Source organism: Marinobacter algicola DG893, from assembly GCF_000170835.1.
GTDB lineage: Bacteria > Pseudomonadota > Gammaproteobacteria > Pseudomonadales > Oleiphilaceae > Marinobacter > Marinobacter algicola.
This window is the reverse complement of record NZ_ABCP01000006.1, coordinates 1-15,785: the sequence shown is the minus strand read 5'-3', so window position 1 is coordinate 15,785 and position 15,785 is coordinate 1. Positions and strand designations below refer to the sequence as shown.

The following is a 15,785-nucleotide window of genomic DNA, read 5'->3' as shown; positions in this document are numbered from 1 at the left end:
TCCCGGGTTGTCAGAAACTGGCCTGCAGTGACAGATAAGCGCCACGCTGGTCTTCCAGGGTGGCAACGTCACCAAGATTGACCAGGGCAGCCGTGATCGACAAGCGCCGATCGGGTACCCAGGCAACGAAGACATCCCACCAGTCGTCCTCGGTGGCGAAACCCAGATTGTCCGGCTTCTGGCGGTATTCGGTACCCACCAGCCACTGGCGGGTCACAAACAACCCGACGCTGCCTTCAAACATCGCCTCGTAGCTATCGTTGCGGTCGCCACCAAAACCCAGGAGACCGCCCTGATTGGCTTTAGTCCCGCGGACGGTGGCATTGACCAGCAGATTGCGATCCATCACCGCCGCGAAGAACAGTTTGCTGCCACCGACGTAGATATCGGTGCCGCTGTCGTCTTCGGCGCCGATGGCGTCGGGCACGGTGAACTCGCGGTTGCGTTTGTGCAGAAGGCCGGCTGACCATTGCCCCCAGGGACTATAAAGGGCGTCGCCGGCGAGCCTCACCTTGAGGCCGAAAACGTCCTGCACCAGTTCGTCCTCTTCAAGTCCAAAGCCGTTTTTCAGGGTGAACACCAGGCTGTCCAGGTCCAGGGTCTGGCGTGCCAGGGTGAGCTCGATACGATTGTTCCAGGTGACACCGGCCCCAACCACCGACAGGGTATAGTCGTCGGTTGCGGCGCGGGAGAGGGTCAGCGTGCCCCCCCACTCTTCATCGCTGGCATAGCCGCCAAGCAGGGCCCAGGGTGACAGACCGCCCCCGGCGGCGCCTCCGACGGAGGTCACCCCTCCGGTGGCCCAGAGCCTGCTGCCCGTGTCTGCAGACAGGCTCGCCGATGCCGTTAATGCCAGTAAACCGGTGCTGAGTAACGTGGCAAAGCGTGTCATGACGTGGTTTCTCCTGCATATCTGAGTTCCGGCTGACGGTCCGTCAGCGACTGTTCTGTCTCCTTCAGGTCGCCTGCGGCGACGGGGCGGCTGAGGAAGAACCCCTGCCCGATCTCGCAGCCCCAGTCCCGCAGCAGCGCCCAGCTTTCAGCATTCTCGATCCCTTCCGCGACAACCCTCAACCCCAGGCCATGAGCCATATCGATGGTGGAGCGAACGATGAGCTGGTCCTGGGGTTCGGTGTTCAGGCGCAGGACGAAGGATTTGTCGATTTTGAGTTCCTGCACCGGCAGCTTGCGTAATTGCGACAGCGAGGAATAACCCGTGCCAAAATCATCCACCGACAGCGTGACGCCGAGTTGGCGCAAGCGCCTCAGGGTTTCAAAGGCCGTTTCGGGCTCCTCCATCAGCGCGCTTTCGGTCACCTCCAGGGTGATACTGGACATGGGTAGCTGCCACTGGGAAAACGCATCGGCAACTTCCCTGGCCAGTTCCGGGCGGGTCAGGTCGAGGGCCGACAGGTTGATGGCAACACCGATCTTCAGGCCCGCGGCGTGCCACTTGCCTGCGTCGTTGGCAACGCGGCGGAGGATATGTCGGGTCAGGTCGGTGATCTGGCCGGATTGCTCCGCCAGGAAAATGAACTCTTCCGGCGAGATGAACCCAAGGTCCGGGTGAATCCATCGCACCAGTGCTTCGGCTTGATGAAAGCTGGCAGACGCCATATCGAGCTTGGGCTGGTAGTTCATATGCAAGCCGTTGCTGGCAATGGCGTGGTGCAGATCGGAGATCAACTGAAGCTCCCTCAGGTGGTTCTCATCCTGACCTGGCTGATAATGTGTGACGGGCAGCCGGCTTTTCTGTGCCTGCTCAAACGTCAGGTTCAGTCGCCTGCGAACCTGATCGGTGTCGATGGCGTCCTGGGGCAGCTGCAGCGTCACCATGGTGCAACGAAGGGAGAACGGAGTGTTGTCGATGAACAACGGTGACTCCACAATTTCGCTGATCCTGGTGGCAAGCTTGTCGAGCTCGGGTTGTGTCTGGGGGCCTGTCATCATCAGGAATTCGGCGCCGCCGGTCCTGGCCAATGCCGAGCTGCCAGGCAGTGCTTCTTCCAGCCTGGCCGACACCGCCCGTAGAACCTTGTCCCCGAACTCGAGCCCAAGGGTGTCATTGACGTCAGAAATGTCATTGAGGCGCAGGCCCATCACACTGCAGGGGCGGTGGTTGTTGAACTGATCCCGCAGGCGCGACAGGAAGGCGTTGCGATTAGGGAGCCCGGTAATTTCATCGTGGCTGGCGGCGTAGTGTATCTGTTCTTCGCGGTCCCGTAGCTTGCTCAGCATGTCGCCGAGCGCCCTGCGCAATTGAGCCAGTTCACCGCCGGCGCGAATGCGGGGAGGTGTGGGTGTATCACCATCGCCGATCGCCTTTGCATAGTCTGCCAATTCCAGTACCGGTCGTCCCATGTTGCGAGCGATAATGAGCGCAATCAGGGCTGCCAGAACAAGAACGGCACTGACCAGAGTCAGAATTTCCAAAGCACGCTCATAGTAGTTGCTGAGACGGGCCTCGCGGTTGATCAGTAGGAGCAGCTGGAGAGCCGGCGTTTCGTCTCCGGTCAGGCTTATGATGCGGGTAAAATAGTGTGTACTCTCGAGAAACCGGTCCTCGCCGGAGGTCCTGGCCATGGCGTTGTTCAGTTCATCCAGCCTGGATGCGTTGATAGCACCCGGATTGGTAAGAATCTGATAGCCACCGCCCTCGCTGGAGGAGGCCCTGAATAGCACCTCGGTCCCGCTGAGTCGACCGATAATGTCGGTCAGATCATTATTGATGTTGAAACCGGCAATCAGCCATGCCCTTAATCCGGGCGCTTCCACCGGAATGGTGAGCAGTTCAAAGCCGTCGGCACCGAAAACGCTCATCTGGCGGGAAAAGCCGGATTGTCGAGCTTTGGTCACCAGTTCCGTTGTCAGCGGGCTACTGGTTAGCGATTCAGGTAGCCTATCGGTGTCGGCAAGGACTCGGCCGTCACTGGCAAGCAAGACGGCGAAATCAGCGTTTACCCGTCCTGCCTGATTGGTCAGCGCACTGTCTGTGGTGGCGCGATCACCACTGGCGACGGCAGAGCGAAAGCCGAAATCACGGACCACAACGTCCAGCCGGGAAAGAATCAGGCTGGTACGACGCTCCAGCACCTCCTCTGCAACGCGCTCACCGAGGCTCAGTTGCTCAAGTGCACGTGCTTTTTCATCTTCGAACAGGTAGAGCATCAACAGTGCGCCAATGCTGAGACTGACGATGGCAACCATGGTGACCATGACCGTCACCAAACGCCCACGAAACCCTATTCGGCTAGCGACCGCCATCAAAGCTCCCGGAAACGTTCTTGCAGGCCATCCAGTGGGTCATCACTTGTGGGTTCCGGGGACAATTCCACCGACAGTTCGAGCGATTCCGGATAGGGTTTCCCAACGGTGAATCGGGCCATACGGGTATTGTCTGTCAGTCGCGGGTGCCAGACCAGCAACCCGGTCTGTGTACCGGAATCACTGTCAGCCGGCGGTGGAATCTCAACCGTCAATCGGCCCTGTTCATCGGTTCGGCCGGAGGGTGCACTGTCGGTGACCAGGATAAATGCCTGCATGTGGTCATGAATGTTGCAGCCAATTTCCACCACACCGGTCTTGTCAAAGACAACCGGCTCTGTCGGTCGTCCGGCGTATAGCTCAATGTTGAATGCCTTGGCAGGTGAGAACGAGTAGACGTGGTGCTGAGTATTGTCCTGGTTGGGAAAATCCACTCTGGAATACTTGGGTATGATCAACGTATGGGGGTGAAAGTTGCGGTTTTTCTGAACAATCTCAGCCTCCACGGGGGATTCGGAGGGGCCGTTTTCCAGAATCACCACGGCATTCGCGACCGGCGTTCCTGACAGGCTATCGGTCAGTTGAAGAGGTATCGTGTTGGTCTCGGCACCGTCGCAGAGAGAGCCTCCAAGCAACAGAAACAAGGTAACGGTTAGCTTGTACATCGATGTTGTTCATCCGTATTTTCTACAGGCCCGCTCCCAACGACAAACGTATGTGGTTACGGACCAGCAGGTTTTCCCAATAGTGTCTCATCCAGTCCCATGCAACGTTCCTTGTCTGTTCTACGAATGGATCCAGATTCAGTTCGTAATAGTCCGGTGAGCCGGCAATCTGTAACACGGTGACGGTGATGGACTGGTCCAGTTCGTTGGCGAACGGTTCGCCGATCAACTGATGCGCCAGCAGGTTTGCCCGTGTTGCTTCCACGTCCACCAGCTCACTGGCGCGGGTGGAGCGATTGTTTTCGTACATTTCCTCCATCAATCGGTGACAGAGATAGGCTCGTATAAGAAGCCCGTCAAGGCCATCATAACGTACCAGAAGAACAGACGGTTGGGTAAAATAACCGATGGCGGCCTCTACAAAAGGTGCAAACAGCTCGGCCTTGCCGGCTTCTTTTGCGCAGGCTTCCACGCATTCAATCAGTCGCGGCGCCATTTCGATGTACTCAATGGCAAACTGGAACAGACAGGTCGCCGGCTGGTAACCGTCAATGGTGATAGTGGCAGGCAGCGTCGACGCCCTCTCCCGCAGTTGCTTGAGAAAGGTGCCGGAACGGGCTTCCTGCCTTCGGGCCTGATCAATGATGTCGAGAACTACCTTTGGTGTCATTTCAGGAGATGCCGGTCTCTGAACGGAATGGGGTCGCAAGGCGCCTCCCGTTATACGCATGGGATCGTCAGGGGCATGGGGAAGCGGCTGGCTACCGCAACATGCCTGCCTTTTCTCACAAGTGTAGACGAGATTTAACAGGCTGCTGTGGTGTGTGCATTAAACCTGAACGTGTTGTCCATGGATTGGCTCCAAGCTTCTTCACTGTTCTGAAAACCAGCGATCATGCCGCGAATGGCTCACAAACAGCCAACCCATGGAAATCGCCCGTGCCAGCATCAGGCAGATCAGCGAGAACCACAGCCCATGATTACCCCATCCGGTCGTCAGCCACCAGACCGGCAGGAAGACCGCCAGCGCCGAAAACAGCATGGTATTCTGCATGTCCCGCGTTCGGGTTGCGCCGATAAACACACCATCCAGAAGGAAGCCCCACACCGACGCCAGCGGCAGCATCCACAGCCAGGGCAGGTAGTCCCAGGCGGTTGTACGCACTTCCTCAATGCCGGTCAGCAGGCCGATGAGAAAGCGCCCACCAAGGACAAAGGCGACCGTAAACAGCACGGAACCCCACAAAGACCATCGGAACGCCACCTTGAATACTTTCCGGAACTGATGCCGGCTGTCGCTGCCGACGGCTTCGCCAATCAGTGCTTCGGCGGCATTGGCGAAGCCGTCAAGGCCATTGGAGATGATCAGTAGAAAGGTTATCAACACCGCATTGGCCGCCAGTATGGTATCGCCCTGCCGTGCGCCCTGTGCGGTGAAGAAGGCCAGCACCAGAAGCAGGGCAACGGTGCGCACCATGATGTACCGGTTGACCTGTAATATCCTGAGGTAGTCCTGCACTTGCCCGAACAGCGCCCGCTCGAACCCCTGGCCGTCCGGCATTCGTTTCAGCACCATGTAGAAGCCGATGGCCGCCGCCGAATATTCTGCCATGACGGTGGCCATGGCAACGCCCCGGCTGTTCCAGCCAAAACCGGTGACAAAGAGCACATCGAGAAAAATATTGAGCCCGTTGGCTACAATCAGCATGACCATGGGCCCCCGTGCATACTGCGTCCCTATCAGCCAGCCCACCAGTGTGTACTGGCAGAGCACGGCCGGTGCGCTCCAGATACGGATGCTGGCATACTCAGCGGCCAGCGCAGCAACACGTTCGCTGGGGTTCATCAGAGTCAGGCCCAGTTTGATTAGGGGCTGATGAAACAGGATCAGCAGCAGGCCGATACCGATCGCCAGCAGCACGGAGCGCAGCAACAGGGCGATCTGTGCGAATTCATCGCGTTTTCCCCAGGCCTGGGCGGCCAGCCCCGTTGTACCCATGCGCATAAAACCAAAGGTCCAGTAGAGGATGCTGAACAGGTTTGCGCCCACCGCGACAGCACCCAGGTATTCCGGTGTGTCGAGATGCCCCAGTACGGCGGTATCCACAAGCCCCAGAAGCGGCACTGTGAGATTGGTGAGCATCAGTGGCCAGGCCAGCGCCCAGAGCCTGCGGTCGGTGGTGGCGAGTTGCGGAGCGGATTTTATGGGAATGAGCAGCCTTCCTTCTTTAGTACATTTATGGGCGGACGGACTTTCGCATTTTTTTGATCTGTGTCTATACTGGGTTGTGTATTATCCATAGCAGACTTCCACCCTGATTTGGACAGTGTGTGCGAGCACAGTCAGGAACAGGGGGATTGGACGCAAAATCCGACAAGAATAACACTCTGTGGAGACACAGTATTATGCGCGTGCACGCTAAGCGGGCAGGTGTCCTCTTGGGCGGGCTTATGACGCCAGCGTTGTCCATGGCGGACTGGACGCTGAACATGAGTCCCGGGGTCACCGGTACCAGTAATGAAATTTTCAGCCTTCACATGACGATCCTCTGGATCTGCGTTGCCATCGGCATCGTGGTGTTCGGGGTCATGTTCTGGTCCATCTTCGCTCATCGCAAGTCCCCGGGCCGGAAACCGGCAAACTTTCACGAGAATACCCTGGTCGAGATCCTCTGGACCATCATCCCCCTCGTGATTCTCGTTGTGATGGCCATTCCCGCGACAGCAACACTGGTGGATATGTACGACACCAGCGAGGCGGATGTCGACATCAAGGTCACTGGCTATCAGTGGCGCTGGAAGTACGACTACATCGACGAGGAGTTTGGCTATTTTTCGAACATCACCACCAGCGATGACGAAATCTACAACCGCACCGAGAAAACCGAGAACTACCTGCTGGAAGTCGACAACCCGATGGTAGTGCCCGTTGGGGCAAAAATCCGCCTGTTGGTCACCGCCAATGATGTTATCCACTCCTGGTGGGTGCCTGCCTTCGGCGTGAAAAAGGACGCCATTCCCGGCTTTGTGAACGAAACCTGGACCAGGGTCGACGAGCCCGGTATCTATCGTGGTCAATGCACCGAGCTGTGTGGCGTAAAACACGGTTTCATGCCTGTGGTGGTCAAGGCGGTGCCTCAGGACGAATACGATGCCTGGGTGGCTGAGCAGAAGGAGGCGGCCCAGCGTGAGCGTGAGCTGACCGAGAAAGACTGGACCCTGGAAGAGCTGATGGCACGTGGTGAAAAAGCCTACGCCAGCGCGTGTGCTGCCTGCCACCAGGCAGATGGTAGCGGTGCGCCGCCAGCGTTCCCGGCCCTGAAAGGCAGCAAAGTCACGACCGAAGACATGCAGGCGCATCTGGACATTGTTGTAAACGGCGTTTCCGGCACCGCCATGCAGGCGTTTGGCGGTCAACTGAGCGAAGTCGACCTCGCTGCGGTCATCACCTATGAGCGGAATGCCTGGGGTAATGACACCGGTGAAATGGTGACGCCAAAAGAAGTCTTTGAGTTCAAGAATCAGGAATGATGAACCGGGTGGGCTGCAGCGAAGGCTTCAGTCCACCCTATCCAATGACGCCAGATCAATGACATCACCAGCCTGAATATACGGCGGTAACGGGGGTTTTTCATGAGTGCGGTTGCAGATACCCACGCCCAGGACGATCATCACCACGGCCCCGCAAAGGGCTTTTCTCGGTGGCTGCTGACGACCAACCACAAAGATATCGGGACCATGTACCTGATATTCAGTTTCACGATGTTCCTGCTCGGCGGAACCATGGCCATGGTGATCCGGGCGGAACTGTTCCAGCCGGGTCTTCAGATTGTTGAGCCGGAATTTTTCAACCAAATGACCACCATGCACGGTCTTATCATGGTGTTTGGCGCGGTGATGCCGGCCTTTGTTGGCCTGGCCAACTGGATGATTCCTCTAATGGTGGGCGCCCCGGACATGGCGCTGCCGCGAATGAACAACTGGAGCTTCTGGCTCCTGCCCTGCGCCTTCCTGATTCTGGTGTCCACGCTGTTTATGGAAGGGGGCGCACCCAACTTTGGCTGGACCTTCTACGCGCCATTATCCACGACCTATGGCCCACCGAGCACCACGTTCTTTATCTTCGCCGTTCACATCATGGGTGTGTCGTCGATCATGGGCGCGATTAACGTGATCGCCACCATCCTGAACATGCGGGCGCCGGGCATGACGCTGATGAAAATGCCCCTGTTCGTCTGGACCTGGCTGATCACCGCATTCCTGTTGATTGCGGTTATGCCGGTGCTGGCGGGTGTGGTCACCATGATGTTGATGGACATCAACTTCGGCACCAGTTTCTTTGATGCCTCCGGTGGCGGTGATCCGGTGCTGTTCCAGCATGTGTTCTGGTTCTTTGGACACCCCGAGGTCTACATCATGATCCTGCCTGCGTTCGGCGCGGTGTCCCACATTATTCCGGCGTTCTCCCGCAAACCGCTGTTTGGCTACGCCTCCATGGTGTATGCGGTGGGTGCCATCGCCCTGCTGTCATTCGTGGTCTGGGCTCACCACATGTTCACCGTCGGCATTCCCATCGCCGGGCAGTTGTTCTTCATGTACGCCACCATGCTGATTGCCGTGCCCACCGGCGTGAAGGTGTTCAACTGGGTGGCGACCATGTTCCGGGGGTCTCTGACCTTCGAGGCGCCAATGCTGTTTGCGGTGGCCTTCGTCATTCTGTTCACTATTGGCGGTTTCTCCGGCCTGATGCTGGCCATTGCACCGGCGGACTTCCAGTATCACGACACCTACTTCGTGGTTGCACACTTCCACTACGTGCTGGTACCGGGTGCCATCTTCGGCATCTTTGCCTCGGCGTATTTCTGGCTGCCCAAGTGGACCGGCCATATGTACGACGAAACATTGGGTAAGACGCATTTCTGGCTGTCGTTCATCGGTATGAATCTGGCCTTCTTCCCGATGCACTTCCTCGGTTTGGCGGGTATGCCGCGGCGTATTCCGGATTACGCGCTGCAGTTTGCCGACTTCAACATGGTGTCCAGCATTGGCGCATTCATGTTTGGTGCCAGTCAGATCCTGTTTCTGGTGATTGTGGTCAAGTGTGTGAAAGGCGGTGAAAAGGCCTCTGCCCAGCCGTGGGATGGTGCCGAAGGCCTTGAATGGACGGTGCCTTCTCCGGCGCCCTACCACACCTTTGCCACGCCGCCGGAAGTGAAGTGAAACAAAGGCTGACTGGCGCCCACAACAACAAACGATAACGGATAAGCCATCGGAGATTGTCATGGCGGAAAACCAGACGTACTACGTTCCGGAACAGAGCAAGTGGCCGATTGTGGCCACCGTCGGGCTGGGGGTTACCCTCTACGGCGCGGCGGCCATTATGGTGAACGGCCAGCAGGGTGAGAGCACCACCGGCTCCTGGGTGATGTTCTTGATCGGTTCCCTGATCATGGCCTACATGCTGTTCGGATGGTTCGGCACGGTCATCAAGGAAAGCCGGTCAGGCCTGTACAGCCCTCAGATGGATCGGTCCTTCCGCTGGGGTATGAGCTGGTTCATTTTTTCCGAGGTTATGTTCTTCGCGGCATTCTTCGGTGCCCTGTTCTACACCCGGATGTTCGCGGTGCCCTGGCTTGGCGGCGAAGGCGACCGCGGCAGCTCCAACATTCTCTGGGAAGGTTTCCAGGCGACATGGCCGCTGATCAACAATCCCGATCCCGACGCCTACCCGGCACCGGAAGGCATTATCGGCCCCTGGGGTTTGCCACTGATTAACACCATCCTGCTGGTAACGTCGTCCTTCACGGTCACGGTGGCCCACCATGCCCTCAAGGAGGACAACCGCAAAAAGGTCAAGCTCTGGCTGGGTGCCACTATTGCGCTGGCGCTGGTCTTTGTGTGTGTTCAGGGTTATGAATACGCTCACGCCTATCAGGATCTGAACCTTACCCTGCAGTCGGGTATTTATGGCAGCACCTTCTTCATGCTGACCGGCTTTCACGGCGCTCACGTGATACTGGGTACGCTGATGCTCACGATCATGTTGATCCGCATACACAAGGGTCATTTCACCGGCGATTATCACTTCGGATTTGAAGCATCAGCCTGGTATTGGCACTTCGTGGATGTGGTCTGGCTTGGGCTGTTCGTCTTCGTTTACGTGCTCTGACGACGCGCATTAGGGGGTCGGATTCAGGGTCAGGCCCCCTTGCCATACCGAAATCAGAATGACGGCCAGCAGCAGTACGCTGAGGGCGACCCGCAACGCCAGGGAATTCAGGACACGGTTCGTTTTCCCGCCATCCCGGATCAGGAAGAACAGACCGCTGAACAGGCTCACCAGAACGGCCAGCATGAGTACGACAATGAGAATCTTCAGCATGGGAAATCCTGTAAACGGGAATGTAGATCCAGAGCCCACTATAGCAGAGCATGTCTGATCCGACCGATCGTTCTCGCCGCCAATGGCACTTTGATTGGCGCCTGTTGGTATTCGCCGGCTTCTTTCTGCCGGTACTGGTGGGCCTGGGTATCTGGCAGCTGGAGCGGGCTGGAGAGAAGCAGGCCCAGCTTGAACAGTGGCAGCAACAGGCCGGAAATCTGAACTGGCCGCAACATCTGGCGGCGGGCCTCGAAGCTGGGCAACCGGTGACATTGTCAGGCCGTTACAGCGAGGTATCCTGGCTTCTCGATAACCGCACACGCGATGGCGCGCCGGGCTATGAGGTACTGACCCTTTTTCACCCGGTTCAGGGTCGCGCCGTGGTTGTGAATCGCGGTTGGGTGCAAGCCCCGCGGCGACGTGATCAGCTGCCCGATGTCAGCCAACCGTCCGGGGAGCTTAGTGTCAAGGGGCGGTTGAGTGAGTTTCCGGAGCCCCCGGTGCTCAAGTCCGTGCCATCCGATAAGGCCGGCTGGCCGAAGCGAACGCAGTCCCTGTCCCACGGGCAGGCTCAGGAAATTGAGGATGATGTTGCCAGCCTGGTGCTCAGGCTGTCCGGGCCGGAACAACCGGGCGCCTACCGCGCCGACTGGGCTCCGGACCGGATGGGACCACAAACTCATTATGGATATGCGGTGCAATGGTTTTCACTGGCCATCGCGCTGGTTATATTGACGGTCGTAGCGAGCTATCGCAAAACAGGAGTCCGTAATCACAATGACAACGGCTGAGCGCATGGACCAGAAAGATCAGGACGACAACGTCTCCCCCGAGCAGGTACGTCGCGGCAGGCGAACCGCCCTTTTGCTGTTTGCTATCGGTTTCGGCCCGATGATTTTCGCCACCATCATGTACTACACCGGTTGGCTGAATCCTGCCGGCAATAGCAATCATGGCGAGCTGATCCAGCCGCCGGCGCCTCTGGCCGAAATACAGCTTCAGGGAGCCAGCGGCAACCCGCTTGTCGACCGCTTTGGCCCCGACAAACCCGACGCCGAATGGATGATGGTGGTGGTTTCGGAGCAATGTGCCTCGGAGTGTGAAGATCTTCTGTATCTGGCGCGCCAGGTCAATATTGCCCTGGGCAAGAATGCTAACCGGGTAAATCGTTCGGCCTGGCTCGGTAGTGTTCCTGATGACCTTTCGGCCCGCTGGAGCGACGAATACAGCTCCATGGAACGGCTGAGTATCCTGGAGGGCCGCGCTCCGAAATGGCCGCCCGGCATCAATCCGGAACACCAGCCACGGATTCTGCTGGTGGACCCCTTCGGTAACGTGATCATGCACTACGGCACCGAACACACGGGAAAGGATATGTTGAAGGATCTGAAACACCTGTTGAAGCTGTCACAGATCGGCTGACCATCAGTAACCGGAGATGCCCCGTTGAACACCACCCAACCCCGTCTTTCCCACTCGGCCCACCTCATGGCGCGCTGGTCGCTACTGGCGACCCTGCTGGCGGTGGTCGTCATCATGCTTGGGGCCTGGACCCGATTGGTGGACGCGGGCCTCGGCTGTCCGGACTGGCCCGGTTGTTACGGGTTTCTGACGGTGCCCCATGATGAGTCGCGGATGGCCATCGCCAACGCGCGCTTCCCCGACACGCCGGTCGACGTGGAGAAAGGCTGGCCTGAGATGATCCACCGTTACGCTGCCGGCACGCTGGGGCTGGTGGTGTTTGGCCTCGCGGTCTACGCGTTCCGGCATCGTCGTGAGGGCGTACCGCTTCGGCTGCCACTGTTTATCGCCGCCTTCATTCTGCTCCAGGGCGCCTTTGGCATGTGGACCGTGACCCTCAAGCTTTGGCCGCAGGTGGTTGCCCTGCACCTGTTAGGAGGGTTTACCACCTTGAGCCTGCTGACGCTGCTCACGCTTCGGCTGCGCGATATACGACGATCTGGCGGAGCCGTATCCGGTGCGGACCGGCCCACCGGGTTGCGCCGTTTCCGGCCATGGCTATACGGTGGTCTGGCGCTGGTTGTCATGCAGATTGCCCTGGGGGCCTGGACGGCGGCCAATTACGCCGCTGTGGCCTGTACCGACCTGCCCACCTGCCAGGGTGAATGGTGGCCGGCGGACATGGACTTTCAGCATGGGTTCGATGTGACTCAGCATGTGGGGCCGAATTACCTGGGTGGGCAGCTAACGGCGGACGGTCGTGTCGCCATCCATGTCAGTCACCGGCTGGGAGCGATGATAGTGCTTGCGTACTTCACGGTTTTTCTGGCATTACTGTGGCGCAGGACAAAGCGAACACCATTGGCGTGGCATGTGCAGCTGGTCGCCATCGCCCTGGTTGCTCAGATCGCGCTGGGCCTGGCCAACATCGCGTTTAACATACCTCTGTCGGTGGCGGTGGCACATAACGCGATGGGCGCAGGGCTTTTGCTGACAGTGATCAATCTGCTCTGGCGATTTCACCAACAGGCCCTGCCAGAGGCAGCGACAATACAACCTACAACAACAATCGAGCGAGAGGTGACGGCATGAGCGAGCACGTAAAGGCATTGCCGGCGCAGGGAACAACCAACGAGTCCGCTGCAGCGGACATTTCCTGGCGGGACTTTCTGGAGCTGACCAAGCCCACTGTGGTGGCGATGATGATCCTCACCTCAGTCATTGGTATGCTGCTGGCCACGCCGGGAGTGCCGGGTTGGGAGGTTATGCTCTACGGTAACCTGGGCATCGCCCTGCTGGCGGGCGCTGCGGCCGTGGTCAATCACGTGGTGGATCAGAAAATCGACACCGTTATGGCCCGTACCCGCAAACGACCCGTTGCCACCGGAAAAATCTCGCCGCTGGACGCGCTGCTGTTTGCAACAGTGCTGGCAGTTGCCGGTATGGTCATTCTGGTATGGCAGGTAAATACGCTGACAGCCTGGCTGACCCTGGCTTCTCTGGTCGGATACGCGGGCGTCTACACTCTGTTTCTCAAGCGTATGACCCCGCAGAACATTGTTATCGGTGGCCTGGCCGGTGCTATGCCGCCCTTGCTTGGTTGGACCGCAGTGACCGGTCAGGTGGAAGGCCACGCCTTGCTGCTGGTGTTGATCATCTTCGCCTGGACGCCGCCGCACTTCTGGGCACTGGCCATCCATCGCAAGGAAGAATACGCCAAGGCCGGTATTCCCATGCTGCCCGTCACCCATGGCAACAAGTACACCGAGTTGCACATACTGCTCTACACCTTAATGCTGCTCGCCGTCAGTTTGCTGCCGTTCGTCACCGGCATGTCCGGCATTATCTATCTGGCAGGGGCACTGGCCCTCGGCCTGCGTTTCCTGCAATATGCGGTACGTTTGCTCAGGGGGGATGACCGCCGTGTGGCGCTCAATACCTTTAAGTATTCCATCACTTATCTGATGGCCCTGTTCGTGGTGCTGCTGGTCGACCACTTTGTGTTTTTCTGAATGCTGATTTACCGGAGATTTCATGGACCGTTCGATTCGCCTGACGCTGATCCTGCTGCTATTGGTTGTCGTGCTGATCTTCGGGCTGGTGGTTGGACGGCAGGTGTTGCTGGTTGGAAATGACCAGCCTTCACCCCCACCGGAACTCAGCAGTATCAATGCCTACGTGTACGAAAACAGTCGTAAACTTGCGGAGTTTGAGCTACTTAACGAACAGGGCGAAACGGTCACCCGGAACAGCCTGCAGGGCAAATGGACGTTTGCCTTCGTTGGCTATACCAATTGCCCCGACATCTGCCCGGCTGCCATGGCAACCCTGCGCAAAACCGACAAAATACTGCCGGAGGAGCTACCGCAGCCTGAGTTCCTGCTAATTTCTGCCGACCCGGAACACGATACGCCCCAGAGACTGAAAGACTATGTGGGCTTTTTCGGCGACGACTTTCACGGCCTGACTGGGGACATTGAGACACTGAGAGCGCTTGCCAGAAGCATGAACGCGGTTTTCTCCCATCGTCAGGTGGATGGTGAACGGCTGGTGGAACACAGCGGGCATTTCACGCTGATCAATCCAGATGGCGAAATGATCGCCGTGCTTCAGCCACCCCACAATCCGGAAGACCTGGCTGAGGCCTATCGTGAGATCTACGAGTGGGCCCGGGAGAACCATCCGCGGGCGTCCCAGTCATGACCTTGTACTCCTCGCCTTGCGTCGGCTGACCTCCTTGCCCGCACTAACTTAGACGGCCTACCGGCTTTCCCCTGGGGTTCTGTGATGCCAAATTCCCATCCTTCCTGCACACCGCCGCGGGATCTTTATCTGGTCGTGGTAGCAGGTGCCATCCTGTTGCTGGTCACTCACGGCCTCGGCCGTTTCATCTATACGCCGCTACTGCCGTATCTGGTGGGCGATGGCCAGATCACCGCCGGGCAGGGAGCCGCTGTGGCGACCTGGAACTACCTTGGCTACTTGCTGGGTGCTTTGCTGGCCATCCGCTGGCACACCATCAGCCACATTCGCATGCTGTTGCCGGTTTCCCTTGCGGTTCACCTGTTGACCACCCTCGCCATGACGCAGACTGACCACCTTGTCGCCATGTCCGCCGCCCGCCTGTTCAACGGCATCGCCAACGGGGTTGTCTTTGTCCAGGCTCCGGCATTGATCCTGGAATGGCTGGTGCTTCGCAACCGCGCCACCCTGAGCGGGCATCTTTACATCGGTGTAGGGCTGGGGCTCCTGGTATCAAGCGGCCTGGTCAGCTCCAGCGCCAACTGGCTTGAAGGGACTGAACGCTGGTGGCCCGCCGTCGCACTGTCCATCCCACTGGCCTGGTGGGCCACGGCACGGCTGCTCCGGCTGGACGTACCGGTGAGGGCGCAAAGCGACGGCGAAACACTGCCGGGAAAATCGCCCCTGTTCGACCGGGCAAGTGTGCCCTTGTTTCTCTCTTACGCCGGCGCCGGTCTCGGCTACATACTGCCGATGACGTTCCTGCCATTGCTGGCCAAGGATCAGTTACCGGCTGACCACTGGCTACTGGATGGCGCCTGGTTCCTGGCGGCTCTGGCGACGATCCTGTCGCCCTCGATCTGGAACTATCTTGGCGCAAAAATCGGCGATCTTCCCGCATTACGCATGAACTTCATAGTGCAGCTTACCGGCGTACTGGCCGCAGTGATCTTGCCCGGTGCCTTGGGCCTGGCGGTTTGTGCCGCCCTGGTGGGCAGCACGTTCGTGGGTACGGTGATGCTCACCCAACGCATCGGCCGGGCGCTTCATCCGCACCAGGGGCCGCGACTGTCAGCGGCAATGGTGTCGGTCTACGGCTTCACCCAGATGGCCGGCCCCTGGCTCACCAAGCAATGGCTGGAAGCCGGTGGTACCCTGACCACGGCCTTTGGCATCGGGGTGGTGGCGTTGGCTCTTGGAGCGGTGTTTGCGTTTTTTGTGCCTTTACCTGGGGGGGCTGGCAGGACTGATCGTTAGGGGGCATGAGCGGG

Annotated in this window: 15 protein-coding genes; 9 read left to right on the top strand and 6 right to left on the bottom strand. The window is 58.6% G+C overall.

What is annotated here, in order from left to right; translation table 11 throughout:
* Positions 1–10: 10 nt before the first annotated feature.
* The 5 genes from MDG893_RS06515 to MDG893_RS06495 form a co-directional block, all read right to left on the bottom strand.
* Positions 11–892, bottom strand: coding sequence for a DUF3034 family protein (locus MDG893_RS06515; protein ID WP_007152947.1), 882 nt, complete (start codon positions 890–892; stop codon positions 11–13).
* On the bottom strand, positions 889–3,264 hold the full coding sequence (locus MDG893_RS06510) for a putative bifunctional diguanylate cyclase/phosphodiesterase (RefSeq protein ID WP_007152946.1): 2,376 nt from the start codon (positions 3,262–3,264) through the stop codon (positions 889–891). The genes MDG893_RS06515 and MDG893_RS06510 overlap by 4 nt, the downstream gene beginning before the upstream one ends.
* Positions 3,264–3,929: a methylamine utilization protein gene (locus MDG893_RS06505; RefSeq protein ID WP_007152945.1), complete on the bottom strand. Its 666-nt coding sequence runs from the start codon at positions 3,927–3,929 to the stop codon at positions 3,264–3,266. The genes MDG893_RS06510 and MDG893_RS06505 overlap by 1 nt, the downstream gene beginning before the upstream one ends.
* Positions 3,930–3,951: 22 nt before the next feature.
* Positions 3,952–4,599 (bottom strand): hypothetical protein, encoded by a 648-nt coding sequence (locus MDG893_RS06500; protein WP_007152944.1) that lies wholly within the window; start codon positions 4,597–4,599, stop codon positions 3,952–3,954.
* A 201-nt stretch (positions 4,600–4,800) separates the two neighbouring features.
* Positions 4,801–6,072 (bottom strand): MATE family efflux transporter, encoded by a 1,272-nt coding sequence (locus MDG893_RS06495; RefSeq protein ID WP_007152943.1) that lies wholly within the window; start codon positions 6,070–6,072, stop codon positions 4,801–4,803.
* Positions 6,073–6,335: 263 nt separating this feature from the next.
* Between MDG893_RS06495 and coxB the strand changes: the two genes are divergently transcribed.
* From coxB to MDG893_RS06480, 3 genes are all read left to right on the top strand, one after another.
* A complete protein-coding gene (coxB, locus tag MDG893_RS06490; RefSeq protein WP_040474374.1) occupies positions 6,336–7,460 on the top strand; it encodes a cytochrome c oxidase subunit II in 1,125 nt (374 codons plus the stop codon).
* A gap of 102 nt (positions 7,461–7,562) precedes the next feature.
* Entirely contained in the window at positions 7,563–9,149 is a 1,587-nt protein-coding gene (gene ctaD, locus MDG893_RS06485; RefSeq protein ID WP_007152940.1) for a cytochrome c oxidase subunit I, read from the top strand.
* Between the two features lie 61 nt (positions 9,150–9,210).
* Positions 9,211–10,098: a cytochrome c oxidase subunit 3 gene (locus MDG893_RS06480; RefSeq protein ID WP_007152939.1), complete on the top strand. Its 888-nt coding sequence runs from the start codon at positions 9,211–9,213 to the stop codon at positions 10,096–10,098.
* 9 nt (positions 10,099–10,107) lie between these two features.
* Here the strand turns inward: MDG893_RS06480 and MDG893_RS06475 are convergent, their stop codons facing one another.
* On the bottom strand, positions 10,108–10,311 hold the full coding sequence (locus MDG893_RS06475; protein WP_007152938.1) for a twin transmembrane helix small protein: 204 nt from the start codon (positions 10,309–10,311) through the stop codon (positions 10,108–10,110).
* Between the two features lie 50 nt (positions 10,312–10,361).
* Here MDG893_RS06475 and MDG893_RS06470 point away from each other — a divergent pair, with 50 nt between their 5' ends.
* The 6 genes from MDG893_RS06470 to MDG893_RS06445 all read left to right on the top strand — a co-directional run bounded on the left by MDG893_RS06470 (position 10,362) and on the right by MDG893_RS06445 (position 15,771).
* Entirely contained in the window at positions 10,362–11,102 is a 741-nt protein-coding gene (locus tag MDG893_RS06470; protein WP_007152937.1) for an SURF1 family protein, read from the top strand.
* The gene (locus tag MDG893_RS06465; RefSeq protein ID WP_007152936.1) at positions 11,089–11,733 is read left to right on the top strand and encodes a hypothetical protein; all 645 of its coding nucleotides are present in this window, start codon (positions 11,089–11,091) and stop codon (positions 11,731–11,733) included. Before MDG893_RS06470 ends, MDG893_RS06465 begins: the two co-directional genes overlap by 14 nt.
* Before the next feature lie 24 nt (positions 11,734–11,757).
* Complete coding sequence (locus MDG893_RS06460; RefSeq protein WP_007152935.1) at positions 11,758–12,864, top strand: COX15/CtaA family protein; 1,107 nt, start codon at positions 11,758–11,760, stop codon at positions 12,862–12,864.
* A complete protein-coding gene (gene cyoE, locus MDG893_RS06455; protein WP_007152934.1) occupies positions 12,861–13,784 on the top strand; it encodes a heme o synthase in 924 nt (307 codons plus the stop codon). Before MDG893_RS06460 ends, cyoE begins: the two co-directional genes overlap by 4 nt.
* 22 nt (positions 13,785–13,806) lie before the next feature.
* Entirely contained in the window at positions 13,807–14,475 is a 669-nt protein-coding gene (locus MDG893_RS06450; protein ID WP_007152933.1) for an SCO family protein, read from the top strand.
* 84 nt (positions 14,476–14,559) lie between these two features.
* Complete coding sequence (locus MDG893_RS06445; protein WP_007152932.1) at positions 14,560–15,771, top strand: YbfB/YjiJ family MFS transporter; 1,212 nt, start codon at positions 14,560–14,562, stop codon at positions 15,769–15,771.
* Positions 15,772–15,785: the final 14 nt, after the last annotated feature.